General features: G+C 40.4%; 18 protein-coding genes, 1 tRNA gene and 1 pseudogene. 4 read left to right on the top strand and 16 right to left on the bottom strand.

Annotated elements, in window-relative coordinates:
* From DXC23_RS10265 to DXC23_RS10225, 9 genes and pseudogenes are all read right to left on the bottom strand, one after another.
* Nucleotides 1–529, bottom strand: a 529-nt coding sequence (locus tag DXC23_RS10265) for a restriction endonuclease subunit S (RefSeq protein WP_199523074.1), incomplete at its 3' end; no start/stop codon positions are given.
* On the bottom strand, nt 519–2,024 hold the full coding sequence (locus DXC23_RS10260; protein ID WP_117706122.1) for a class I SAM-dependent DNA methyltransferase: 1,506 nt from the start codon (nt 2,022–2,024) through the stop codon (nt 519–521). The genes DXC23_RS10265 and DXC23_RS10260, both read right to left, overlap by 11 nt.
* Nucleotides 2,025–2,233: 209 nt before the next feature.
* Complete coding sequence (locus tag DXC23_RS10255; protein WP_199523073.1) at nt 2,234–3,187, bottom strand: virulence RhuM family protein; 954 nt, start codon at nt 3,185–3,187, stop codon at nt 2,234–2,236.
* A gap of 26 nt (nt 3,188–3,213) precedes the next feature.
* The gene (locus tag DXC23_RS10250) at nt 3,214–3,603 is read right to left on the bottom strand and encodes a TnpV protein (protein WP_117706126.1); all 390 of its coding nucleotides are present in this window, start codon (nt 3,601–3,603) and stop codon (nt 3,214–3,216) included.
* A 10-nt stretch (nt 3,604–3,613) separates the two neighbouring features.
* Entirely contained in the window at nt 3,614–4,993 is a 1,380-nt protein-coding gene (locus DXC23_RS10245; RefSeq protein ID WP_117706118.1) for a relaxase/mobilization nuclease domain-containing protein, read from the bottom strand.
* Nucleotides 4,941–5,243 carry a hypothetical protein gene (locus DXC23_RS10240; protein ID WP_117706116.1) on the bottom strand — a complete coding sequence of 101 codons (303 nt, stop codon included), beginning with the start codon at nt 5,241–5,243 and terminating at the stop codon, nt 4,941–4,943. The genes DXC23_RS10245 and DXC23_RS10240 overlap by 53 nt, the downstream gene beginning before the upstream one ends.
* A gap of 209 nt (nt 5,244–5,452) precedes the next feature.
* A complete protein-coding gene (locus DXC23_RS10235) occupies nt 5,453–5,779 on the bottom strand; it encodes a hypothetical protein (protein WP_117706114.1) in 327 nt (108 codons plus the stop codon).
* Nucleotides 5,769–6,860, bottom strand: a pseudogene (locus DXC23_RS10230) (site-specific integrase). Before DXC23_RS10230 ends, DXC23_RS10235 begins: the two are co-directional and overlap by 11 nt.
* 2 nt (nt 6,861–6,862) lie before the next feature.
* Complete coding sequence (locus DXC23_RS10225; protein ID WP_117706112.1) at nt 6,863–7,060, bottom strand: helix-turn-helix domain-containing protein; 198 nt, start codon at nt 7,058–7,060, stop codon at nt 6,863–6,865.
* A 209-nt stretch (nt 7,061–7,269) separates the two neighbouring features.
* Between DXC23_RS10225 and DXC23_RS10220 the strand changes: the two genes are divergently transcribed.
* A complete protein-coding gene (locus DXC23_RS10220; RefSeq protein WP_117706110.1) occupies nt 7,270–7,878 on the top strand; it encodes a helix-turn-helix transcriptional regulator in 609 nt (202 codons plus the stop codon).
* A 135-nt stretch (nt 7,879–8,013) separates the two neighbouring features.
* On the opposite strand, the gene guaA is transcribed toward DXC23_RS10220, so the two are convergent.
* The 5 genes from guaA to purC all read right to left on the bottom strand — a co-directional run bounded on the left by guaA (nt 8,014) and on the right by purC (nt 14,608).
* Nucleotides 8,014–9,561 (bottom strand): glutamine-hydrolyzing GMP synthase, encoded by a 1,548-nt coding sequence (gene guaA / locus DXC23_RS10215; protein WP_117706108.1) that lies wholly within the window; start codon nt 9,559–9,561, stop codon nt 8,014–8,016.
* Between the two features lie 18 nt (nt 9,562–9,579).
* Nucleotides 9,580–10,857, bottom strand: a complete 1,278-nt coding sequence (locus tag DXC23_RS10210) for an adenylosuccinate synthase (RefSeq protein WP_117706106.1) — start codon at nt 10,855–10,857, stop codon at nt 9,580–9,582.
* Nucleotides 10,858–10,900: 43 nt separating this feature from the next.
* Nucleotides 10,901–12,337 carry an adenylosuccinate lyase gene (gene purB / locus DXC23_RS10205; protein ID WP_117706104.1) on the bottom strand — a complete coding sequence of 479 codons (1,437 nt, stop codon included), beginning with the start codon at nt 12,335–12,337 and terminating at the stop codon, nt 10,901–10,903.
* A gap of 30 nt (nt 12,338–12,367) precedes the next feature.
* Complete coding sequence (gene purF, locus DXC23_RS10200) at nt 12,368–13,825, bottom strand: amidophosphoribosyltransferase (RefSeq protein ID WP_117706102.1); 1,458 nt, start codon at nt 13,823–13,825, stop codon at nt 12,368–12,370.
* A gap of 75 nt (nt 13,826–13,900) precedes the next feature.
* Nucleotides 13,901–14,608 carry a phosphoribosylaminoimidazolesuccinocarboxamide synthase gene (gene purC / locus DXC23_RS10195; protein ID WP_117706100.1) on the bottom strand — a complete coding sequence of 236 codons (708 nt, stop codon included), beginning with the start codon at nt 14,606–14,608 and terminating at the stop codon, nt 13,901–13,903.
* A gap of 230 nt (nt 14,609–14,838) precedes the next feature.
* Between purC and DXC23_RS10190 the strand changes: the two genes are divergently transcribed.
* A tRNA-Leu gene (locus DXC23_RS10190) sits at nt 14,839–14,925 on the top strand.
* A 314-nt stretch (nt 14,926–15,239) separates the two neighbouring features.
* Here DXC23_RS10190 and DXC23_RS10185 read toward each other — a convergent pair.
* Nucleotides 15,240–16,940 carry an ammonium transporter gene (locus DXC23_RS10185; protein ID WP_117706098.1) on the bottom strand — a complete coding sequence of 567 codons (1,701 nt, stop codon included), beginning with the start codon at nt 16,938–16,940 and terminating at the stop codon, nt 15,240–15,242.
* A 112-nt stretch (nt 16,941–17,052) separates the two neighbouring features.
* Complete coding sequence (locus DXC23_RS10180) at nt 17,053–19,146, bottom strand: glutamine synthetase III (RefSeq protein WP_117706096.1); 2,094 nt, start codon at nt 19,144–19,146, stop codon at nt 17,053–17,055.
* Between the two features lie 517 nt (nt 19,147–19,663).
* Here DXC23_RS10180 and gltB point away from each other — a divergent pair.
* Together gltB and DXC23_RS10170 are read left to right on the top strand one after the other, a co-directional pair.
* Nucleotides 19,664–24,211: a glutamate synthase large subunit gene (gene gltB / locus DXC23_RS10175; RefSeq protein WP_117706094.1), complete on the top strand. Its 4,548-nt coding sequence runs from the start codon at nt 19,664–19,666 to the stop codon at nt 24,209–24,211.
* A 15-nt stretch (nt 24,212–24,226) separates the two neighbouring features.
* Complete coding sequence (locus DXC23_RS10170) at nt 24,227–25,711, top strand: glutamate synthase subunit beta (protein WP_117706092.1); 1,485 nt, start codon at nt 24,227–24,229, stop codon at nt 25,709–25,711.
* Nucleotides 25,712–26,096 lie beyond the last annotated feature (385 nt).

Genomic DNA, 26,096 nt, shown 5'->3' with positions numbered 1-26,096 from the left:
CTAAATTATTGTTTATCTTATTATTGAGTTTTATTTTTTTATCAATATTACTCAGTAATGAAACAACTTTTCTTTGAATAGGCAATGATGGAACATTTATTTGTTCTCGTAAGAATTGTTTCCAATCTATTCTCTGTTGACTATTGGAAGTACCGGTTCTTATTCCATCCATAAGCCTAGTAAAATAAGGACTTGAAATATAGTAATATAAGTAATCTTGCTCAATATTGGCTTTCGCCTTCAATGGCAAAAATTCTGTTGAACAAATCGTGTTCTCATATTTTTCAAGAGAATGTATATTCCATACTCTTCTAAATTTAGGATTCAATTTGTTAAAAAGGATAGTATTTTCGTCCAATACAAACTTGGAACTCTTAATTTCTTCACCATTTAATATTTCAGGGGTATTAGAATTATCAAATGCAGGCAGACTGAAGCAAGTGTAAACCTGTCCTTTTTCTGGATAAATTGATTTTTTTATAATATCGCAACAATCCCCAATTGTCATTGTTTCAAATTCATACTTCATATCCAATCGCCCCCAGTTTCTTACGGATTTCGTCCTCTAACTCGTGAGACTTTGCGAACATATCGGAAAGCTCGGATGTAAGGCGTGTCATTTTTTCTTCAAATGGTTCGCCGTCGTCCTCGACTTCTTCAATACCTACATATCTGCCCGGAGTAAGGATAAAGTCCTGCTTTTCGATTTCCTGCAAATCAGCAACAGCGCAGAAACCTTTTACATCTTCAAGCGTTCCGTCTTGGAAGGCGGTAAATGTATCTGCCAATTTCTGAATATCGTCATCTGTAAAATCTCTGTGCTTACGGTCAACCATATAGCCCATCTTGCGAGCGTCGATAAACAGGGTTTTGCCTTTTTGTTTCTTGTTCTTTGTAATAAACCAAAGCGTAACAGGAATAGTAACACTGTAAAAAAGCTGAGTTGGCAGAGCGACGATACCTTCTACAAGGTCTGCTTGAATAATGTTCTTTCTGATTTCACCTTCACCGCTTGACTGAGAGGACAAAGCACCGTTAGCAAGCACAAGACCGATTTTACCATTCGGCGCAAGGTGGTGTATCATATGCTGAATCCAAGCATAGTTGGCGTTTCCGGCAGGCGGTGTTCCGTATTTCCAACGCACATCGTCTTTGAGCTTTTCCTGCCCCCAGTTAGAGAGATTGAAAGGCGGATTTGCCATAATAAAGTCGGCTTTCAAAGTCTTATGCAAGTCGTTGAAAAATGTATCTGCCTGATACGGGCCGAAATCGGCGTCAATACCACGAATAGCCATATTCATTTTTGCCATTTTCCAAGTGTCGGCATTGGACTCCTGACCGTAAACGGCGATTTCGCCACGCCTGCCGCTGTGAGCTTGGATGAACTTTGCACTCTGTACGAACATACCGCCCGAACCGCAACAAGGGTCATATACACGGCAATTCTTAAACGGCCTTAAGATAGCAACAATGGTTTTAACAATGCTTGCAGGCGTGTAGAACTCACCGCCCTTAACACCTTCGTAAGCGGCGAACTGCTGAATACAATACTCATAAGTTCTGCCGAGTAGGTCTTTGCTTTCCTCGGTGTCGCCCATATCCATATTAGTGAACAGGTCAACGACATCACCCAAAACACGCTTGTCCAAATCGGGGCTTGCGTAGTTTTTAGGCAATACATTTTTAAGGGTAGTATTTTCCTTTTCTATGGCTCTCATAGCGTCGTCGATAACCGTACCGATTTCGGGAGTATGAGCACTCGACGCAATTTTGCTCCAACGAGCGTCCTCCGGCACAAAGAAGATATTATCCTCAACATAAGCGTCTCTGTCATCTTCAAAGCCGTCGCCTTCTGCAACAAGCTCTTGATAACGCTTTTCAAATGCACTTGATATGTAACGCAGGAAAATAAGACCTACGATAACCTTTCTGTATTCTGCCGCAGGGATATGTCCCCAAAGTACGCACGCTGCGTCCCAAATTTGTTTTTCAAAGCCAATATTGGCGTTATTTCCATTTGCCATATTTATCCTCCTAAAAAGCTATAATAGCTAAGTATTATAACATATGCAGATTATAATAAATTCTTTTGTGTGCCCAATTATACTATAATATAAGTATATCATATTTTTATAATGAGTACAAATAATTTTGAAGTCGGTACACATATCAGTACATTAAATGAATGGGGACCACCTCACACTTGTGAGGCAGTCCCTTAGAATTTAATCTTTTAATTTTTTAATTGTTTTATCGAAATCGCTTTCATTTCTCTTTCACGATAAACTTCAAATTCTTTTTCTGCTTTTTCGATAGCTTGTTTATGCGACACCGTGCCTTTGCCTTCAAGCAATCTTCTGTGATTAGCAATGATTTGATTATCCAATTCATTTGACCAATCCTGCATAGTCATACTTTTTTGCTCTAATGCCTGAAATTCGGCATAATCTAAGAATTGTGACACAAGCAAATTAAGCCTTTGAAGTTCGATTTCAGATAAATAATTTTTTGCTATTTTAACATCATCACGAGTTACATAATTACCTTTAAAATTAGTCATTCCGACAAAAGGTTTTTCGTTATCAACTCTGTTATAAATAACTTCAGCAACTGTTTGTTCGTGCACTGCGAAGTGAAGTTTGTTTTGAACAGTCGCAAAAAATTCCTTGGTCAAATTTGAACAGGGATCATAATCAATCGAAGTAGCATATATATCCGTAACCTGCTGATAGAAATTTCTTTCCGACGAACGAATGTCACGAATTCGCTGTAATAATTCTCTGAAATACCTATTACCGCCTTGTTTTAATCTTTCGTCATCAAGTGCAAATCCTTTTTGGATATATTCGTGTAAACGCTGCGTTGCCCATTGACGGAAGCGAACGGCAACAGGTGATTGTATTCTGTAACCGAGTGCTATAATCATATCAAGATTATAATGATCAAGATTACGATTAACCTTTCTGCCACCTTCATTTTGAACTGTCAAGTATTTCTTGACAGTTGAATTTTGACTTAATTCACCGTCATTGAAAATATTGTTTATGTGAAGGCTGATATTTTGTTTAGTAGTATTATAAAGCTCTGCAATCTGATTTTGCGTAAGCCAAATATCATCTTCATCAAGCCTAACCGAAACCTTAGTAATTCCGTTTTCATCTTGATATATCAACATATTGTTTTCCATATTATCCAACCTTTTCGCTTATTATATCATAGATTATTGCAATACTCAATTACAAACTCATTATACACAATCTCTCTTGCTCTATTTAAGATATTGTTCATTTTCTGCACCCAGAGCATCATATCAGTCGCTTTGAGGTATTCGGTTATATTTTCTTGTTCGGCTAATTGTTTAACGAGTGTATCATACATTTCTGTTGCTCGGACATTAACATCATGCAAGTATGAATTGAGTTTACACTGAGTAAGCAGGGTTGTATAAAACGCCGGTTTATATTGTTTTATATACTCCTTATGTTTTCTGCACCAATAGCCGATTTTATAATTCGTATCAGTTGATACGAGATTTGGAATATATACATCACCTACAAGCGTGTAGCTAATACCTGTGTTTTCGTCTGTAATATACTTTTTCATAAGAATTTCCTTATCCGCATAGGTCATCATACCTATGTCTTGTTTTTTGCTTCGTAATAAAGCGTTTTTGTTGCATTGCTTTTTCAGCGTTCATATTGTGTTTGATTTCATCGTTGTCCTCCAAAATGTTTGTCGCAACTTTAACTTCTTTTCGTAGCAAAGTCAAAGTTTTTGTGAAATCATCACGTTTTGATTTTAGTTCTGCCATAACACTCGGTTGTTTGCAATGCCTCATTTTGTTGTAGCAATGTTGCCGTTGCTTTTCGAGAGAAGCAATTTGTTTCTTTGTTGTAGAAATAAATTCATTAACAGCCGAAATCGTGGTCAATTCTTTAGAATCCATCAATCGTACTTCTTGCGAATACCTGTCGATTTTTCTCCAAGCTGCCCTCATTTCAGGCGACAAAGGTTTGTGCTGTTTTGCTTTCGGCAAATAGCCCAACATATAGCAGTAATGCAAATACAGTGCTTTCAAACCGGTTATTTTTCTTGTCGTTGCAAAGCAACCGTTGAACCTAACTTTCTTTGAAACAACATATTTGGGATTTATTGATTTTTGGAATGTGTTAAATTCGGGAGCAGTTTTCCATAAGTCATTTTCTTTCAGCTTTTGAAAAATATGCTCTTTATCATACTTCTCACCTAATCGATAAAGGCGTGTGTTTCGAGCATAATTAACAGAACGAATTGTTGCATATTTCAAATCAAGATTGAGATTAACAATATAGCCCTGCTTTTTGAGCACATAGGTAAATTCTTTTAGCGAACAGCTAATACTTAATGCTTTGTCTATCGCTTCTCGCATTAAATTGTATTTTGTAGGTTCACCGTTTTTCTCTACATAATACAAAGTTCTTGAAATTTTATTTTGTGGATTTGTTAATACCGTTAAGTGTTCACGCTCACAAAGTGAATCGGACAAATCTCTGAACTTGTAATATGCTTTCTTATTGCAATTAAATTTTTTGCCGTTCCACATATTGACAGAGTTGATTACAAAATGATTATGATAAGTGCCTGTATTAAAATGCGTTGCTACAAGCACTTGATAATCTGTGACCCACATTTGTTTTGCAAGTTCGACACCAAGCCTATGGCATTGTTCGGGTGTGACTTCGCCTGTCTTAAAACTTTGATATGCGTGGTAGGCAACATTGCCTGAAGTCTTACCAAAATGAAATTGAACATTTTTCATTTCTTCATAGGCTGTATCGGTATTGCAATTTATGCCTGTGACAAAGCACGCTTCTTCACTAATTGTTTTTTCTCCGTTCTCGGCATAATGAATTGCATTTTTCAAATCAGAGTAAATTGTTTTGTTTGGATTGGCGGCATAATCAACAACACGAGACAGACTGTCTTTGATTGCCCCAATTTTTGTTACAGCCATTATCCGTCATCACAGTAACATGCGTTGAGTAATAGTTCTTTTTTTTATCAAGCCTGCTGTCATTCATTTGACAAACTAATTGATAAGCCTGTTTCAAATATTTATTGGGTGCCGACCTTACACTTTGACCTAACGCACACTTACGAATATACTCGGATAACGATAAGCCTGCACGCTTTGCTTTTCTGCAAATATTTGATTTTTCATTTTCGGTTACTCTGATGTTTATTGATAAATTTCTTTCTCTCATTTGTTCCCCTTTCTTAGGGGTTATAGGGTACTCCCTTATCATCCGGCAATACATTGCCTATGCTCGCTACAGTCTGCGACTACAAATATACCCTTTGAGTTTGTCAGTTGCAAAACCTTTTATTTTCGGTTATAATATTAATGCTTTTATTAGCAGATCACTTGTCATCTGTTGCCGCAGATGAATCCCAAGCGGTCTTTTTTATTTGCTTATACATCCTTATCACCCTTCATTTCATAAAGCGTTTTGCTGATAAGTTTAATAGTTTCGAGAAGTTCTGAAGACGGTTGAGAGCCATTTAAGTACTTCAATTCAATCAACACTTCTCCAAGTTTTTTCTTCAAAGCAACATAAACTTTTGGATTACCGACAACAACAATATCCCTTTGAAGTGCTCGATTGATTAAGTAATCTTGCTTTGTCAAACCCGATAATTTAACTCCTGTATCAAGTTCATTGCTTTCTTCGGGCGACATTCTGAAAGCAACAGTTTTGCTTCTCCAACGGTTATGTTCGTCACGATTTTTAGCCGACATTTTCAAATTCGCCCCTTTCGTTTTCAAGTTTATTTGCCATTTCGTCTTGCCTTGACGGAAACATATGAGCATAATGATATGTCATATCGACGCTTTCGTGTCCCATCCTGTCTGCAATTTCAACAGCGGAAAAGCCTAAATCAATGAGCAATGAAACATGTGAATGACGCAAATCATGGATACGAATTTTCTTAACTCCTGCCTTTTCACAGCCTGTTTTCATTGCCAGATACAATGCAGTTTTTTAAATCGGAAACAGCCTTGTATCTTTTTCTACACCATAAAACATACCGATATAATCTTGCATTTCGTCGCAAAGAAACGACGGCATTTTAATTATTCTATTGCTCTTTGGTGTCTTCGGTTCGGTGATAATATCACAACCATTTATTCTTTGATAGTTTTTGTTAATCTTTAAAGTTCGCTTGTTAAAATCAAAATCACTTGGAGTTAAGGCTAACAATTCGCCCTCACGAATGCCACACCAATACAATAATTCAAAAGCATAATAATGCATTGGTTCTTCCATTTTTGCTTTGGCGAATCGCATATATTCATCCTTTGTCCAAATAAGCATCTCTCTGTCGCTTTCTTTTTTACCCATTGCTCCTGCTTTTCTTGCAACATTTTCTTTGAGCCCATAGTATTTAACGGAAAAATTTAATATCGCACTCATTTGGTTATGAATTGTCTTTAAGTAGGTTTGAGAAAACAGTTTTCCGTTTTCATCCTTTGCTTTAATTTACATATTTTGCCAATTGATAATATCAGTCGCCTTGATTTCATTTATTTTCTTGTCGGCAAAGTACGGCAAAATTTTGCTTTCAAATATATGTCTTTTTGTATTTATTGTATTAAGTTTCAACTTTGTACCTAGGCTTTCAAAATACAATTCGACAAACGAATCAAATGTCACATTGCAAGCACCTTGCAGCTTTAACATTTCTTCTCTTTCCCAAGCCTTTGCCGCTCTTTGAGTAACAAATCCTCGCTTTTGAGTTTGCCTTTTCTCACCTGTCCACTCGGTATATCTAAATACCGCTCTCCAAGTATTTGTTTTATTGTCCTTATATACAGGCATTCTTATTCTCCTTCCGTTTTATCTGTGCAGGCAATTCTTTGGTAAAAATATTTGCGATTAACTCTGCCCGAAACAACAATTTTTCCTTTTTCGGCAAGTTCCTTGTTCAGTTTTTTGATAATCTTATATACATAAGACTCGGAAACATCAAGAACTTCTGCAACTTCGTCAACCCTCATAAAAATAGAATTTTCAGACATTTTTACACTTCCTCGGTTCTCACAATTGCATAATATGTTGCAATTATGATACTTATACTTATATTTTCGTAACCGTTTGGTTACGGTTTTATATTAACACCTTGCAATTCACTTGTCAAGAATAATTTCAAGATTATCGTACTTATTTTGATAATATAATTTGACTTATCGTAACATATATGGTACAGTAATGTTTGAGGTGATGCTTTATGGCAATCGGTGAAAGAATAAGATACATAAGAAAAAAGCACAATATGACTCAAAAATATTTAGGTTTACAACTCGGATTTGGCGAAAAGAACGCCGACTCTCGTGTTGCACAATACGAAAACGGCAGGCGTGAACCTAAAAGCGATATGCTAAAAGAAATTGCAGGAGTATTGCAGGTATCAACACTTGCACTTAACAGTCCTAATCTTGATGGCCATATCAGGTTAATGCACACATTATTTACTATCGAGGATGTTTATGGACTTACTATCGAAAGAATAAACGGCAAACTTTGTCTTGTCCCAGATGAAAGCAGACCGGAGTGCTTTACCGGTTTATATAGCTGCTTAAACGAATGGAACGAGATAAAAGATAAAGTGAAAAGCGGCGAAATGACACAGGGGCAATATGACGATTGGCGTTATAATTATCCTAAAGATTTATCCGAAAATATAATCAGCACGCTTGACCATTGCTGGGAAAAAGCAAAACAGGAAAACAAGAAAAGAGAAAAGAACTACAATCCTTTTAATGAGCCGCAAAAAGACCTTTTAGCCGAATTTGAAAAAATCAAAAAAGAACACGCAGAAAAAGAAAGCGAAGAATAGCAAAAGAGCTATCGGACTTGATGTCTGATAGCTCTTAAACTTTTGTGAATATTATATTGTTGCCAAAATGTTGCCATTTGAGGTAGCAAAACTCTTGAAGCCCTTGTAAATAGGGCGTTTTCATAGCTTGCGTGGTTACTCCCACTCCACTGTTCCCGGTGGTTTTGAGGTTATATCGTAAACTACTCTATTTACATGTTCAACTTCATTAATGATTCGGCTTGAAACTCTGCCGAGAATATCGTAAGGGATTTTTGCCCAATCGGCTGTCATAAAGTCATCGGTAGTTACGGCTCTGATTGCAACGAGCTCGTCATAGGTACGGGAGTCACCCATTACGCCTACTGTCTTTACGCCCGGAAGGACTGCAAAGAACTGGCTCATCTGTGATGCATAGCCGCACTTATCCATTTCTTCTCTGAGGATAGCGTCTGCCTCCTGCAAAATCTTAACCTTTTCTGCTGTAACCTCACCGATTACTCTAACGCCAAGTCCCGGGCCTGGGAACGGCTGACGCCATACAAGCTCGTGCGGAAGTCCGAGTTTTTCGCCAACTACACGCACTTCGTCCTTAAATAAATCCTGCAAAGGCTCAATAATGCCCTCAAAGGTGATATCCTGAGGAACTTCAACCTGATTGTGGTGGGTCTTAATCTTTGCAGCATCACCCTTGCCACTCTCGATTCTGTCAGGATAAATTGTGCCCTGTGCAAAATAGCCGCTGCCATAGCTTTCACGAATCTTATTCCAGAACACATTATAAAATTCTGTACCGATAATCTTTCTCTTTGCCTCAGGCTCTGAAACGCCCTTGAGCTTTGAGAGAAACTCTTCCTGACAATTAATGCGGACAAAATTCATATCAAAGAGCTTTGTAAAAGTCTGTTCTACAAAATCGCCCTCGTCTTTACGCATAAGTCCCTGATCTACAAAAACGCATGTAAGCTGCTTGCCAACCGCCTTACTTAAAAGTGCGGCTGCTACTGATGAATCAACACCGCCGGAAAGTCCGAGGACTACTCCCTTGTCGCCGATTTGCTCTTTAAGTTTAGCAACTGTTGAATCGATGAAACTATCCATCTGCCATTCACCTTTACAACCGCAAACATCATAAAGGAATGAACGGAGCATATCTTTACCGTTTTCTGTGTGATTAACTTCCGGATGGAACTGCACACCGTAAAGTTTTCTTTCAGGGCAACTCATAGCAGCAACAGGACAAACAGCTGTTGTTGCAGTAATGGAAAATCCGTCAGGAACTGTGCTGATATAGTCACGATGGCTCATCCAAGAAATACCATGCTCAGGCACATTCGCAAAGATAACATCGTTTTTATTGTAGTTAGTCATTGTCTTGCCATACTCACAAGACGAGTTATCTGTGGCAGCAGTTACAACACCGCCGAGGGTGTATGCCATAAGCTGACATCCGTAGCAAATGCCGAGAATCGGTATATTAAGCTCAAAAATTTCTTTTGCAATGTGCGGTGAGCTTTCATCGTACACGCTGTTAGGGCCGCCGGTAAAAATAATACCGGTCGGATTTAATTCTTTAATTTTGTCAAGGCTGACTGTGTAAGGCAGTATTTCACAATACACATTGCACTCACGAACTCGCCTTGCAATAAGCTGATTATACTGTCCGCCAAAGTCGAGGACAATTACTCTTTCTTTGTTTTCCATTACATTACCAGCCTTTGTTTATCTGTAAATAATATCATCTCTTGATGGACCGTTAGATACAATCTTAATCGGCACACCAATCTGCTCTTCTGCAAATTCAATATAGTCACGACATTCCTTAGGAAGTTTGTCGTACTCTTTAATGCCTGAAATTGAGCATTTCCAGCCCTTTAATTTCTTGAGAATAGGCTTGCATCTCTTGAGCTTTGTTGTAGATGGGAAGTAGTCGATAACTTCGCCGTCAAGCTCATAACCAACGCATACAGGAATTTCGTCAAGGTAGCCGAGAACATCAAGAACAGTAAATGCAACCTGTGTTGCGCCCTGTACCTTACAGCCGTAACGAGTAGCCACAAGGTCAAGCCAACCCATTCTGCGAGGTCTGCCTGTTGTGGCACCGAATTCGCCGCCGTCGCCGCCTCTTCTTCTAAGCTCATCTGCCTCTTCGCCAAAAATTTCAGAAACAAATTCACCTGCGCCTACTGCGCTTGAGTAAGCCTTAACAACAGTGATAACCTCTTTAATCTCGTATGGCGGAATACCTGCGCCTACTGCACCGTAGCCGGCGATTGTATTTGAAGATGTAACCATTGGATAGATACCAAAGTCAGTATCCTTAAGTGAGCCAAGCTGACCCTCCAAAAGAATATTCTTGCCATCTTTGAGCGCATTATGAATAAACTCAAAAGTATCTCCAACATAAAGAGCAAGTGCCTCTTTGTATTCCATTAACTTATCAAATACTTCTTCCTCTGTAATCTCAGGCTTGTTGTAGAGATTCTTGAGAATAGCATTTTTAATGCCGAGAGCGTGTCTGATTTTCTCTCTGAGAGAATCAGGATCATCGTAAAGCTCGTTAATCTGGAAACCGATTTTTGAGTATTTGTCTGAATAGAACGGAGCAATACCGCTCTTTGTAGAGCCAAAGGAATTTTTGCCGAGGCGCTCCTCCTCGTAACAATCAAAAGCAACATGATAAGGCATAACTATCTGCGCTCTGTCTGAAATAATAATCTTTGGCTTTGGTACTCCTCTGCTCTCAAGCTCAGCGATTTCTTTTACGAAATTTTCAACGCTGAAAGCAACGCCGTTGCCAATAATATTAGTAATATTCTGATGAAATACACCGGATGGGAGCTGATGCAAAGCAAACTTGCCATATTCATTTACGATAGTATGACCTGCATTTGCACCGCCCTGAAAGCGAATTACAATGTCACTGTCATTTGCGAGAACATCGGTAATTTTACCCTTACCTTCATCTCCCCAGTTTGCACCTACTATTGCTTTAACCATAATTTGTAAAACTCCTTAATATATAAATACAAATGTATTAGTTTTATACATTGATTTCAGGCTTGTCTGACTCAATGTCAGCATATTTATCAAGAACAGGCTGTACCATTTCTGCGAGGAAATCCTCGGTCTGCTCTTTTGCTCTGCCTGTATATTTTTCAGGCTGTAAAATCTTTTCGAGATCCTCTAAAGTTACGCCGAAAGCCTCATCGTTGGCAATTCTCTCTAAGAGGTCGTTTTCGCCGCCCTCTTCCTTAATAACCTTAGATGCAGCCATTGAATGAACACGAATTCTCTCGTGGAGCTGCTGTCTGTCAGCACCTCTGTACTTAACTGCGTCCATCATAATATTTTCGGTAGCCATAAACGGCAGCTCTTTTCTGAGGCGCTGTTCAATAACCTTTGGATATACCACAAGACCGTCGGCAACATTTGCGTAAAGTGAAAGTATACCGTCAACGGCAAGGAATGCCTCTGGAATACTCAAACGCTTGTTAGCCGAGTCATCAAGAGTCCTCTCAAACCACTGTGTAGCAGTTGTGAAATAGCCGTTGAGCACATCACACATTACATAACGAGAAAGTGAGCCGATACGCTCCGAACGCATAGGATTGCGCTTGTAAGCCATTGCCGATGAACCGATCTGATTCTTTTCAAACGGCTCTTCAACCTCTTTAAGGTGCTGTAAAAGACGAATATCGTTTGAGAATTTAGACGCACTCTGAGCAATGCCTGCGAGTACATTTAAAAACTGAGAATCGAGCTTTCTTGAGTAGGTCTGACCTGAAACGGCAAAGCAAGAATTATAACCCATTTTTTGAGCAATTTTCTTGTCGAGTGCCTTACATTTTTCGTGGTCGCCCTCGAAAAGCTCCAAAAAGCTTGCCTGAGTACCTGTTGTACCCTTTGAACCGAGCAGCTTAGCCTTTGAAAGCTGATACTCTACATCTTCAAGGTCCATAAGCAATTCCTGTAACCAAAGAGTTGCTCTCTTGCCTACTGTTGTTGGCTGAGCAGGCTGAAAATGTGTGAATGCAAGTGTAGGAAGAGCCTTGTACTCATCTGCAAATTTAGCAAGATTACGAATTACTGTAATGAGCTTGTTTCTGATGAGCTTTAAGCCCTCTGTCATAATAATAATATCTGTATTGTCGCCTACATAGCAAGAAGTTGCGCCAAGGTGAATAATACCCTTTGCGTTAGGGCACTGCTCACCGTAAGCATAAACATGTGACATTACATCATGGCGAACGAGCTTTTCTCTCTCCTGAGCAACCTCATAGTTAATATCGTCAGCGTGAGCCTTAAGTTCGTCAATTTGCTCCTGAGTGATAGGAAGTCCAAGTTCCATTTCAGCCTCAGCAAGAGCAATCCAAAGTTTTCTCCAGGTACGGAATTTCATATCGGGAGAAAAAATATATTTCATTTCCTTGCTTGCATATCTTGCAGACAAGGGTGACTCATAGGTATCCTTAATCATATTAGTAAATCCTTTCAGAATTTAGAATTATCAGCATTTTTTATCAAAATTCATACCGCCACGCTCTTTGCCCTTAAAGGTCTTTTTGGTAATTTCAGCAGGATAATTACCGCTGAAACAAGCATCACAAAAGCCTATCGGAGCATTGTGCAACATTTCACGCAAGCTGTCTGCGGGCAAATAACCAAGCGAATCCGCACCGCTGAGCTGACGGATTTCTTCAACCGTATGGTTGCAGGCGATAAGTTCTCCTCTTGACGGAATATCCGTACCGTAGTAGCATGGCCACATAAAAGGGGGCGAACTGATGCGCATATGAACTTCTTTTGCACCTGCTTCACGGAGCATAGTGACGATTCTGTCAACAGTAGTACCACGCACAATGCTGTCATCAATAATAACAACACGCTTACCCTTGATTTTATCGGCAATAGGGTTCAGCTTTATGCGCACACTCTTCATACGCTCTTTCTGACTGGGTTTAATGAAAGTTCTGCCTATATAGCTGTTTTTTACAATAGCTTTTTCATAAGGGATTCCCGATTCCTCGCTGTAACCGATAGCTGCGTCAATACCCGACTCGGGCACGCCGACTACCATATCGGCATCAACAGGAAACTCCCTTGCCAAAATTCTGCCTGCCTGTTTTCTTGCCTCATAAACGCTTATACCGTCAATAAAGGAGTCCGAGCGGGCAAAATAAATATATTCAAAAATACAAAGCGACTGCTTTTTTTCTTCTCCGAAATCCGGTTTAATACTGCGGATTTCTTTATTGTCAACAACCACAATTTCGCCGGGTTCAATATCACGAATAAACTTTGCTCCGCAGGCGTCAAGAGCAGCACTCTCGCTTGCAAACACTACGGAATCATTGTATTTACCCATGCAAAGAGGACGAAAACCATGTGGGTCACGAGCAGCAATCAGCTTTCTCGGGCTCATAACAAGCAGAGAATATGCACCCTTAATAACCCTCATTGTGCGGGCAACTGCCTCCTCAACAGAATGACATTTAAGTCTTTCTCTTGCAATAACATAACAGATAGCCTCAGAGTCAATAGTGGTCTGAAAAATAGCACCTGTCTGTTCAAGCTGACTGCGAATTTCGAGGGCGTTGGTAAGGTTGCCGTTGTGAGCCACCGCAAGCGTACCCTTGACATAACGCATAACGAGAGGTTGTGAATTTTCAAGCACAGAGCCACCGGCAGTCGAATAACGGACATGAGCAATACCCATCTGACCTTGCAAAGAGTCAAGAATACGGTTATTAAAAACCTCGGTAACAAGTCCCATATCCTTATGATAATCTATTACACCGTCATCTGTAACGGCAATACCACAGCTTTCCTGACCACGATGCTGCAAAGCAAGCAAGCCGTTGTAGCAAGCATAGGCAGGGTTAATTGTGCCGTCACTAAATATTCCGAAAACACCGCATTCCTCGTGCAGTCCTTCTTTTGCGTAATTATCGAAAGAATTTTTCAAAAAGCGCCACCATCCGTAAAAATATCAAACTAATGCCCGAAAACGGGATTTGTAAATGTATATTTAAACAGATTATTATGCTAAGCCGATACGCTTCATCATCTCGGCATAAGCCTCTTCAACACCGCCCATATCTCTGCGGAAACGGTCTTTGTCGAGTTTTTCCTGAGTATCCATATCCCAGAAACGGCAAGTATCAGGAGAGATTTCGTCAGCAAGGAGAATTTCGCCCTTGTATCTGCCGAACTCAATCTTAAAGTCGATAAGGTCAACCTTGCACTCCTTAAAGAAGTCAATCATAATTTCGTTAATTCTGAGAGCGTACTTTGAAATAGTATCAATCTCTTCCTTAGTAGCAAAGCCTGCTGCAAGAATGTGGTATTCGTTTACCATAGGGTCACCAAGCTCATCGTTCTTATAGCAGAACTCAAGAACAGGAGTTTTCATTGGTGTGCCCTCAGGAAGACCAAGTCTTTTTGAAAGGCTGCCTGCTGCCTTATTTCTTACGATAACCTCGAGAGGTACGATTTCAACCTTTTTAAGAACAGTATCTCTGTCGTTAAGCTCTTCAACGAAATCGGTAGGAATACCCTTTTTCTCAAGAAGCTTAAACATAAAGTTGCTCATACGGTTGTTTACAACACCCTTACCGATGATTGTGCCCTTTTTCTCACCGTTAAAAGCAGTAGCGTCATCTTTGTAAGAAACTATACAGTAGTCAGGATTCTCTGTTGAAAATACTTTTTTTGCTTTACCTTCATAAAGAAGCTCTTTTTTATCCATTTGACATTCCTCCATAAATTGCAGCCTTGACTGCTAATAAAAATACAGATATATTATAATATAATTTTTTTAAATAAGCAACTAAAATGATATTAAAAATTAAAAAAATGTAAAATTTCCTGTTTTTATGCTGTTTTATATTCTGTAAGGGAATATTTATGGATATTTAAAAAGAAATGAAATTTACACTTGATTTTTTTTAATTAATACTGTATAATTAATTTGTATTTGCCGGTGTGATGGAATTGGCAGACGTAGCGGACTCAAAATCCGCCGGTAGCGATACCGTACCGGTTCAAGTCCGGTCACCGGCACCATAAAAGGTCTATTGTCTTTGACAGTAGACCTTTTATTTTTGTTAAATTGTTTGTGAATACTCATCTGTTCTACGCTCAATGTCAGAGTAACATTAATAAATTTAAAATTCAGGTCAACCCTTTAAAAAAGGTTGACCAAACTTTTATATTTGGAACAGAAATTTTGGCTTTTGCCTTACTTTGTTACCCGACCGATAATTCTATAAACATAATTCACTCCATCCTTTAATAAACACCCAAAAGGGCCGACACAATTTCTCGTGTCGACCCTTTCGGTTTATGTGAATTAAAAAGGATAGGTAATGTAATAAGGATTACTCAATATCCTGCATTGCATCGTAGCCTGTTTCGCCTGTTCTTACCTTTACAACATCTTCAACATCATAAATGAAGATCTTGCCGTCACCGATGTGACCTGTATACAGAGCCTTTACAGCTGCATCTACAACAGCCTTTACAGGAACTTTGCAAACTACAATTTCAACTTTCATCTTAGGAAGTAAGTTGCTTTCAATGGCAACACCACGATAATACTCTGCCTTGCCCTTCTGAGCGCCGCAGCCGAGTACCTGAGATACTGTCATACCTGTAATGCCGAGCTTATCCATTTCTTCCTTGAGTGCCTCGAGCTTTGACTGCTTGAGGAGAATATCAATCTTAGTAATCTTTGTGCCGTCGGTAGCCATATCATACTTGCCTGCAAGCTGAACAGGCACTGCCTTTGTAACAGGAACATTGTCCTCTACATCAAAGGTTTCATCAAGTGAAGCTGTACCAACGCCGATTGGCATAAAGTCTGCATATGCACTTACAAGACCGTGTTCGCAAATGTCAAGACCTTTCATTTCTTCTTCCTTAGTTACACGAAGACCGATTGTCTTTTTGATTACTGTAAATACGATGATCATACAAACAACTGTCCAAGATGCTACGCAAAGGATACCGAGAGCCTGCTTGCCAAGCTGAGCGAAACCGCCGCCATAGAAAAGACCTGTAATGCCGTCCTGACCGTTGCCAGTTGCGAAAAGACCTACTGCAAGACCGCCCCACATACCGTTTACGCCATGTACTGCAAATGCACCGACAGGGTCATCTATCTTGAGCTTAATGTCTACAAATTCTACTGCTACTACTACGAGGATACCTGATACAATACCAATGATTGCAGAACCGATAGCGTCTACATCTGCACAGCCTGCTGTAACTGCTACAAGACCTGCAAGAGATGCGTTAAGACACATTGAAACATCAGGCTTGCCGTTCTTAATCCATGTAAAGATCATACAAGTTACTGTTGCAACAGCAGGTGCGATTGTTGTAGTAAGAAGAATCTGACCGAGTCTTGCGCCGTCTTCGGCAGCTGCACCGTTAAATCCGTACCAAGCAAACCAAAGGATAAATACACCCAAAGCACCAAGTGTGATGCTATGACCTGGGATAGCGTTTACCTTGCCGTTTTTGCCGTACTTACCGATACGAGGGCCAAGAATGATTGCGCCGACAAGTGCCGAGATACCGCCAACCATATGAATTACAATAGAACCTGCAAAGTCAACACAACCGAGCTGAGCAAGCCAACCCTGACTGTTCCAAACCCAGCCTGACTCGATAGGATAAACAACGAGTGAAATTACTGCGCTGTAAACACAGTATGCAGAGAACTTTGTACGCTCTGCCATTGAGCCTGATACGATAGTAGCGGCAGTGGCACAGAATACAAGCTGGAATACAAATGTGTTCCAATCAAAGTTTGTCCAATCCGTAAACATTGTAAGACTTGGAATACCAATGAAACCTGCTACATAGTTTTCGGACATCATAAGTCCAAAACCAAGTAAGCTGAAAACAACTGTACCGATACAGAAGTCCATCAGGTTTTTCATAATGATATTACCTGCGTTTTTTGCTCGTGTAAAGCCTGTTTCTACCATTGCAAATCCACATTGCATAAAGAATACAAGCAAGGCGCCTATCATAAACCATACGCCCGAGCTACCATAGATTAAGTCTGCCATATAGATCTCTCCTTTTTTTAAATAACAAAAACGGCGTGCACCGAACAGTTTACTACTGTTCGTTACACGCCATTGTGTCACCAAATTTAAAATTTAAAAATCAGTCAATCAATCATACACCGTAAAGCATTTCGCCGTATGAAGGATATGGCCAGTAATCAGCGGCTGTTTCTGTTTCCATTGCGTCACCGATTGCACGAAGTTCAGTCATTACCGAGAATACGCTCTCTCTGTAATACTTAGCATAAGCAAGAACATCGCCCTCATATTCGCTTGCGCCGATAACAGCGTTCTCAAGCTCTGCTGTCTTTTTGCTGAAGCAAACAAGTTTGTTTGAAAGACTTGTAATGAGGTCTTCCTCAACTGATGTTGGGATTGCGTCTGAAAGTGCTTTCTTGGCAAGTGCTGTATCTGTAAGCTCTCTTACATATGATGTTACGGCAGGAATCATATCCTTTTTAGCCATATCAATCATTGTAAGTGCCTCAATGTTGATAATCTTAGCATAGTTTTCAAGCTCAATTTCATATCTTGCGTGAATTTCATCTACTGAGTAAATCTTATTCTTTGTAAAGAGGTCAAGGTTCTTCTGATCAATGTAATGCTCAACTGCATCAGGAAGTGACTTGAGGTTAAGAAGACCTCTCTTCTCTGCCTCTTCAACCCACTCAGGAGCGTAGTTGTTGCCGTTGAAGATAATAGCCTGATGTTCTGTAAATGTCTTTTTAATGAGAGCCTTAACAGCTGCATCAAGGTCTGATGCATCCTTAAGCTCATCGTAGAACTCAGAAAGCTCCTCAGCAACCATTGTGTTGAGCATAATGTTCGGACAAGCAATGTTGAGTGCCGAACCGAGTGCTCTGAACTCAAACTTATTGCCTGTGAAAGCAAAAGGTGATGTTCTGTTACGATCTGATGTATCTTTCTTGAAGTCTGGAAGAACATCAACACCTGTTGACATCTTAACTTTGCCCTTGCTTACATACTCTGTACCGTTGATGATAGATTCAACCAATGCGCCGAGGTCATCGCCAAGATACATTGAAATGATTGCAGGCGGTGCTTCGTTAGCGCCAAGACGGTGATCGTTGCCTGCCGATGCAACAGAAATTCTTAAAAGATCCTGATACTCGTGAACAGCCTTTACGATAGCTGCGAGGAAAAGCTGGAACTGAATATTTGTTTCAGGAGTTTTGCCCGGATCGAGGAGGTTTTCGCCTGTATTTGTAGAAATTGACCAGTTGTTGTGCTTACCGGAACCGTTTACGCCTGCAAAAGGTTTTTCGTGGAGGAGGCAAACAAGACCGTGCTTTTCAGCAATCTTCTTCATAACTTCCATTGTAAGCTCGTTGTGGTCGGTTGCAATATTTGTAGTTGTAAAAATAGGAGCAAGCTCGTGCTGAGAAGGAGCAACCTCGTTGTGCTTTGTCTTAGCAAGAATACCAAGTTTCCAAAGCTCATTGTCAAGGTCAGCCATGAAAGCTGCAACTCTTGTCTTGATTGCACCGAAGTAATGGTCGTCAAGCTCCTGTCCCTTTGGTGCTTTTGCACCGAAAAGTGTTCTGCCTGTATAAATAAGGTCTTTTCTCTGATCGTAAACATCTTTATCTATAAGGAAGTACTCCTGCTCAGGGCCAACTGTTGTTGTAACTCTTGTAACATCAGTCTTGCCGAGAAGATTAAGAACCTTACAAGCCTCGGTGCTGATTCTCTCCATTGAACGGAGAAGTGGAGTTTTCTTATCGAGAACCTCGCCTGTATATGAACAGAATGCTGTCGGAATGTAAAGTGTACCGTCCTTAGCAAAAGCATATGAAGTCGGGTCCCAAGTTGTGTAGCCTCTTGCCTCAAAAGTAGCACGAATACCGCCGCTTGGGAAAGAAGATGCGTCAGGCTCGCCCTTTACAAGCTCTTTACCTGAGAATTCCATAATAACCTGACCGTCACCGTTTGGTGTGATAAAGCTGTCATGCTTTTCTGCTGTAATACCTGTCATCGGCTGAAACCAGTGTGTGTAGTGTGTGCAGCCCTTTTCAATAGCCCAGTCTTTCATTGCACTTGCAACTACATTTGCTACGCCTTCATCGAGTGGCTCACCGTTCTGGATTGTCTTCTTAAGTGCTTTATAAGTAGCCTTTGGAAGACGCTCAAGCATCATCTGATCGTTAAACACCATACTGCCAAATAGTTCGGGAACTTTTGCCATTTTAATCTCTCCTATCCGTTTTTTAAAGAAATTATTTTTTAGAAAACAAAAAGGCACTGCGAACCTTTCGGCTCACAGCGCCCTTGCTGTTTGTCATTGGTTGTAGTATAAACCCTTTTGAATTATTTGTCAATAGCTTTTTTAAAATTTTTTAAAAAATATTTTCGGGATTTGCAAGTTTAAGTATTTTTCTTGCAAGCGACTTGCATTTATATGGTGCTTTATCAGGTTTTTTCCTGCTTTTTTAAAAAATATGAAAGTTTGAAATAAAAATATTGCATTTTCTATTGACATCTATAATAACAGGCTATATAATAAAGTTATTGCAAATGCGCTGTTTTATGACAGCTTTATTTCAATACATACATTTTACATATAATTGATATGTTTTTAGCAAAAATATAAAATGTATTTAGTCAGCTCAATCCATTTGCGGTGCTTGGTGCTCTATACTATATTATATAGTATGCCGTACACCGTGAATGTTGAAGAATTGGGCGGGAAAGGGTGAATTAAATTGGAACAAATCTCAAACAGACAGGACTTTAAGGGTCTTTATTCTCCACAGTTTGAGCACGACAACTGCGGTATCGGTGCGGTTGTAAACATTAACGGTATCAAATCTCACGATACTGTTGCAAATGCTCTTACTATTGTAGAAACCCTTGAACACAGAGCAGGTAAGGACGCCGAAGGCAAAACAGGTGACGGTGTAGGTATTTTGCTCCAGATTTCACACAAGTTTTTCAAAAAAGTAGCCGAAAGAGATCTTGGCATTAAGCTGCTTGCAGAGAGAGATTATGCCGTAGGTATGTTCTTCTTCCCTCAAAACGAGCTTGCAAGAAATCAGGCTAAAAAAATGTTTGAAATTATTGCGGAAAAAGAGGGACTTGAGATTCTCGGTTGGAGAAATGTTCCTTCAAACCCTGATATACTCGGCAAACGAGCAGTAGAATGTATGCCTCATATTATGCAATGCTTTATCAAGCGCCCGAAGGGTGTTAAAAAAGGATTGCCTTTCGACCGCAAGCTCTATGTTGCAAGACGAGTATTTGAGCAGAGTAATGAGGATACATATGTAGTTTCGCTCTCAAGCAGAACTATTGTATATAAAGGTATGTTCCTTGTAGGCGAGTTAAGAAGATTCTTTACCGACCTGCAAGACCCCGATTATGAGTCAGCCATTGCTATGGTTCACTCAAGATTTTCTACCAACACAAACCCAAGCTGGCAGAGAGCTCATCCAAACAGAATGATTGTTCACAACGGTGAAATCAATACAATCAGGGGCAATGCAGACAAAATGCTTGCTCGTGAGGAAACAATGAAGTCAGAGCACCTCAAGGGTGACCTCGACAAGGTTATTCCTGTTGTAAACACCGAGGGTTCAGACTCGGCTATGCTCGACAACACACTTGAATTTTTAGTAATGAGCGGTATGGAGCTTCCTCTTGCCGTTATGATTACAATTCCTGAGCCTTGGGACAGAAACCACACAATTTCTCAGAAAAAGAAAGATTTTTACCAGTACTACGCTACAATGATGGAACCATGGGACGGCCCTGCATCAATTCTTTTCTCTGACGGTGATATTATGGGTGCGGTACTTGACAGAAACGGTCTTCGTCCGTCAAGATACTACATTACAGATGACAACAACCTTATCCTTTCTTCAGAGGTTGGCGCACTTCCTATTGACCCTGCAAAAATCGTTACAAAGGAAAGACTCCGTCCGGGCAAAATGCTCCTTGTTGATACAGTACAGGGCAAGCTCATTGATGATGACGAGCTTAAGGAATACTACGCATCTAAACAGCCGTACGGCGAGTGGCTCGACAGCAACCTTGTTCGTCTTAAAGACCTCAAGATTCCGAATGTAAAGGTTGAGGAACACTCTTACGATGAAAGACAGCGACTTCAAAAAGCGTTTGGCTATACCTACGAAGAGGTTATGACATCTATCCTCCCTATGGCTAAAAATGCAAGCGAGCCGATTTCGGCAATGGGCACAGACAGTCCGCTTGCTGTACTTTCAAAAGAACCACAGCCTTTGTTTAATTACTTTAAACAGCTTTTCGCTCAGGTTACAAACCCACCTATTGACGCAATTCGTGAGGAAGTTGTAACATCAACTACAATTTACATTGGTGAGGACGGCAACATACTTGAAGAAAAACCAGAAAACTGTAAGGTAATCAAGATTCACAATCCTATCCTTACTTCAACAGATATTCTCAAAATCAAGAATATGAACATCAACGGCTTTAAGGTTGCCACCGTTCCGATTCTTTATTATAAAAACACAAGCCTTAAAAAGGCTATCAACAGACTTTTTATTGAAACAGACAAGGCTTTCAGCGAGGGTGCAAACATCATCATCCTCTCGGACAGAGGCGTTGACGAAAACCACCTTGCTATTCCGTCATTGCTTGCGGTTTCGGCAGTTCATCAGCACCTCGTTGTTACCAAGAAAAGAACATCATGCGCTATAATTCTTGAAAGCGGCGAGCCACGAGAGGTACATCATTTTGCTACACTTCTCGGCTACGGTGCAAGTGCTATTAACCCATACCTTGCGCAGGAAACTATCCACGAGCTTATCGCAGATGACCTTCTCGACAAGGATTACTATGCGGCTGTTAATGACTACAATGACGCTATTCTCCATGGCATAGTTAAGATTGCATCTAAAATGGGTATTTCAACAATCCAGTCATACCATGGCTCACAAATTTTCGAGGCAATTGGTATCGGCAAAGATGTTATTGATAATTACTTTACAGGCACAGTCAGCAGAATAGGCGGTATCACATTAAAAGATATTGAAAAGAATGTTGACAGACTTCACACATCTGCTTTTGACCCTCTCGGACTCAGCACAAATCCTGAGCTTGAATCAAGAGGCAGTCATAAATTCAGAAGTGGCAAAGAGGAACACCTCTACAATCCGCAAACAATATATATGCTCCAGCAGTCAACAAGAACAGGCGACTATGAGCTTTATAAAAAGTATTCTCATATGATTTCAGAAGAAATGGACCCTGTAAATATCAGAGGACTGTTTGACTTTAATTATGCCGAAACTCCTGTTCCGATTGACGAGGTTGAAAGCGTTGATTCTATCGTTCGCAGATTTAAAACAGGTGCTATGTCTTACGGCTCAATTTCTCAGGAGGCACACGAGGCACTCGCTATTGCGATGAACAGACTTCATGGCAAGTCAAACTCAGGCGAGGGCGGCGAAAGTCTTGAAAGACTCCTTACAAAGGGCACAGCCGACAACCGTTGCTCCGCTATCAAGCAGGTTGCGTCGGGCAGATTTGGTGTAACTTCAAAATATCTTACATCAGCCGATGAAATTCAGATTAAAATGGCACAGGGTGCTAAGCCCGGCGAGGGCGGACATCTTCCGGGCAAAAAGGTTTATCCTTGGATTGCAAAGACAAGACACTCCACACCGGGTGTATCTCTTATCTCCCCTCCTCCTCACCACGATATTTATTCAATTGAAGATCTTGCACAGCTTATTTATGACCTTAAGAACGCAAACACAGACGCAAGAATTTCTGTAAAGCTCGTTTCCGAGTGTGGCGTAGGTACGGTTGCCGCAGGTGTTGCAAAAGCAGGCGCAGGCGTTATCCTTATTTCAGGCTATGACGGCGGTACAGGTGCTGCTCCGAGAAGCTCAATCTATAATGCAGGTCTTCCATGGGAACTCGGTCTTGCCGAAGCTCATCAGACACTTATTATGAATGACCTTAGAAACAAGGTTGTTATTGAAACAGACGGTAAGCTTATGAACGGCAGAGATGTTGCGATTGCCGCAATTCTCGGTGCAGAAGAATACGGTTTTGCCACTGCCCCACTCGTAACACTCGGCTGTGCTATGATGAGAGTATGTAACCTTGATACTTGCCCGTTCGGTGTGGCTACACAAAACCCTGAACTCAGGAAGAGATTTATGGGTAAGCCTGAATATGTAATGAACTTTATGCGTTTTGTTGCGCAGGAGTTAAGAGAGTATATGTCAAAGCTCGGTGTTAAAACTATTGATGAGCTTGTCGGCAGAATTGACCTTATTAAGAGAAAAGACAATATTGAGGGACAGGCTGCCGAAGTTGACCTTTCAAATATTCTTAATACCGACTTTGTTTCAAATAAGATTGAATACAAGAAAAAGAATCTTTATGACTTTAAGCTTGACGCAACTCTCGATGAAAAGGTACTCTTAAAAGAATTTAAGTCATCTCTTGCAAACGGTAAGAGCAAAACAATTACCGTTGATGTTAAGAATACAGACCGTTCATTCGGTACAATTCTCGGTTCTGAAATCACAAAAGCGTTTGACGATAAGCTTGAAGACGATACATTTAAAATTATATGTAACGGTTCTGGCGGACAGAGTTTTGGTGCTTTCATTCCAAAGGGACTTACACTTGAGCTTGTCGGCGACAGCAACGACTACTTTGGTAAAGGTTTGTCAGGCGGTAAACTTATTGTATATCCTCCAAAGGGTTCAACCTTTAAGGCTGAAAATAATGTCATCATCGGTAATGTTGCTTTCTACGGCGCAACAAGCGGTAAGGCATTTATCAACGGTGTTGCAGGTGAGCGTTTCTGCGTAAGAAACTCAGGCGCTGTTGCTGTTGTTGAGGGTGTAGGCGACCACGGCTGTGAATATATGACAGGCGGCAGAGTTGTAGTTATCGGTAAAACAGGCAAAAACTTTGCGGCAGGTATGTCGGGCGGTGTAGCGTATGTGCTTGACGAGGACAGAGATCTTTACACCAAGCTCAACAAGGAAATGGTACTCTTCTCTGAGGTTAAGGAAAAGTACGATATCATCGAGCTCAAGTCACTCATTGAAGAACATACAGACGCTACCGGCTCAGCAAAGGGTAAAGAAATTCTTGACAACTTTGACAAGTATCTTCCAAAGTTTAAGAAAATCGTTCCTCATGATTACAAAGAAATGATGTCTGCGATTGCCTCTATGGAAGAAAAAGGTCTTAGCAGTGAACAGGCTCAGATCGAGGCATTCTATCAGATTATCAACAATAAGTAAGGAGGGCACACAATAATGGGAAAGCCAACAGGTTTTATGGATTACAATCGTGAAGATGCCGAGGCATTTTCAGTTAAAGAAAGAATACAAAATTACAATGAATTTCACACTCCTTTAAGCAAAAAGGATCAGGAAAAGCAGGGCGCAAGATGTATGGAATGTGGTGTTCCGTTCTGTCAGGCAGGTATGCAGATTGGCAATGCGTTCTCAGGCTGCCCTCTTAACAATCTTATACCTGAATGGAATGACCTTATTTTCAAAGGTTGTTGGGAACAGGCATATAACAGACTTAAAATCACAAACAATTTTCCTGAATTTACCTCTCGTGTTTGTCCTGCCCTTTGCGAAAAGGCTTGCACTTGCGGAGCTAACGGTGACGCCGTTACTGTAAGAGCAAACGAGTATGGAATTATAGAAAACGCTTACGAGCAGGGACTTGCCGAAGCAAATCCGCCAAAAGTAAGAACAGGTAAAAAAATTGCAATCATTGGCTCAGGTCCATCGGGACTTGCCGCAGCCGACCAGCTCAATCAGAGAGGTCACTCTGTTACTGTATTCGAGCGTTCCGACCGTGTAGGAGGTTTGCTCATGTACGGTATTCCGAATATGAAACTTGAAAAAGAAGTTATCGACCGCAAAATTTCTATTATGAAAGAAGAGGGCGTTGAATTTAAAACAGGCGTCAATGTAGGCAAAGATGTAAAAGCTAAAAAATTGCTTGACGAATATGACAGAGTAATCCTCTGCTGCGGCGCATCAAATCCAAGAGATATTAAGGTTAAAGGCAGAGATGCAAAGGGTATTCACTTTGCTGTTGATTTTCTTAAATCGACTACTAAGGCATTGCTTGACAACGGCTTAAAGGATGGCACATACATTTCTGCAAAGGGCAAAAATGTTATGGTTATCGGCGGTGGTGATACAGGTAACGACTGTGTCGGAACAAGTATTCGTCACGGCGCTAAATCAGTTCTCCAGCTTGAGATGATGCCAAAATTACCCGACAAGCGTACTGCTGACAATCCATGGCCGCAGTGGCCGAGAGTTTGTAAAACAGACTACGGTCAGGAAGAGGCTATTGAGGTATTCGGTCATGACCCAAGAGTTTATCAGACAACGGTAAAAGAATTTATCTCCGATGACAAGGGTAACCTCAAAGGCGCAGTTCTTGTAAAGCTCAAGCCTGAAAAAGACGAAAAGACCGGCAGACTTACGATGAAAGAAATCGAGGGTTCGGAATACACTGTTGATGTTGAGCTTGTACTCATTGCCGCAGGTTTCTTAGGCTCTGAAAGCTATGTTACAAAGGCATTTGGTGTAGAAGTAAACGCAAGAACAAATGTAGCCACTGCCGAAGGCTCACACGCAACAAATGTAAAGAATGTATTTACAGCCGGCGATATGCACAGAGGACAGTCGCTTGTAGTATGGGCAATTCGTGAGGGCAGAGATGTAGCCAAGGAGGTAGATTTAAGCCTTATAGGTTACACAAATCTTTAATTTTAATAATAATTAAATCTTCCATTATCTTAAAAAATGCACAACGGTTTTTATCGTTGTGCATTTGCTTTTTATGATTATAAGAGTGAAATATTGATTATCTTTAGTTTTTAGCAAACTACTTTGCTAAGTGATTATAAAGGTTCTTTATCAAAAGTTGGGATAAATTATGGTTTAGCGGAATAAATTTGAAAAGCAATTATAAAAGTTTGGTCGACCTTTTCAAAGGTCGTGGGTGTGGGCAACGCCCACAAATACTTTCCGTTTATACAATCTAATGATAGCCAAAAAACTTGCTTTTTGCCGGCTTGAACAAAACGGCGTTAGCCTTTAAATGCGAAAGCAAAAAGAAAAGACATTCACTATATAATGAAAAAAGTTAATT

The organism is Eubacterium sp. OM08-24 (assembly GCF_003438075.1).
Taxonomy (GTDB): Bacteria; Bacillota; Clostridia; order Oscillospirales; family Acutalibacteraceae; genus Ruminococcoides.
Note: the sequence above shows the minus strand (reverse complement) of the source record. Positions and strands in the feature narration are given on the sequence as shown.

Coding starts and splice junctions, on each gene's coding strand:
- purB (WP_117706104.1), bottom strand. CDS start 12,337: ATGATTAAGGATACCTATGAGTCACCCTTGTCTGCAAGATATGCAAGC.
- DXC23_RS10170 (WP_117706092.1), top strand. CDS start 24,227: ATGGGAAAGCCAACAGGTTTTATGGATTACAATCGTGAAGATGCCGAG.
- DXC23_RS10185 (WP_117706098.1), bottom strand. CDS start 16,940: ATGGCAGACTTAATCTATGGTAGCTCGGGCGTATGGTTTATGATAGGC.
- DXC23_RS10260 (WP_117706122.1), bottom strand. CDS start 2,024: ATGGCAAATGGAAATAACGCCAATATTGGCTTTGAAAAACAAATTTGG.
- DXC23_RS10220 (WP_117706110.1), top strand. CDS start 7,270: ATGGCAATCGGTGAAAGAATAAGATACATAAGAAAAAAGCACAATATG.
- DXC23_RS10255 (WP_199523073.1), bottom strand. CDS start 3,187: ATGGAAAACAATATGTTGATATATCAAGATGAAAACGGAATTACTAAG.
- purC (WP_117706100.1), bottom strand. CDS start 14,608: ATGGATAAAAAAGAGCTTCTTTATGAAGGTAAAGCAAAAAAAGTATTT.
- DXC23_RS10210 (WP_117706106.1), bottom strand. CDS start 10,857: ATGGTTAAAGCAATAGTAGGTGCAAACTGGGGAGATGAAGGTAAGGGT.
- guaA (WP_117706108.1), bottom strand. CDS start 9,561: ATGGAAAACAAAGAAAGAGTAATTGTCCTCGACTTTGGCGGACAGTAT.
- DXC23_RS10250 (WP_117706126.1), bottom strand. CDS start 3,603: ATGAAAAAGTATATTACAGACGAAAACACAGGTATTAGCTACACGCTT.
- DXC23_RS10225 (WP_117706112.1), bottom strand. CDS start 7,060: ATGTCTGAAAATTCTATTTTTATGAGGGTTGACGAAGTTGCAGAAGTT.
- DXC23_RS10180 (WP_117706096.1), bottom strand. CDS start 19,146: ATGGCAAAAGTTCCCGAACTATTTGGCAGTATGGTGTTTAACGATCAG.
- DXC23_RS10245 (WP_117706118.1), bottom strand. CDS start 4,993: ATGGCTGTAACAAAAATTGGGGCAATCAAAGACAGTCTGTCTCGTGTT.
- DXC23_RS10240 (WP_117706116.1), bottom strand. CDS start 5,243: ATGAGAGAAAGAAATTTATCAATAAACATCAGAGTAACCGAAAATGAA.
- DXC23_RS10235 (WP_117706114.1), bottom strand. CDS start 5,779: ATGTCGGCTAAAAATCGTGACGAACATAACCGTTGGAGAAGCAAAACT.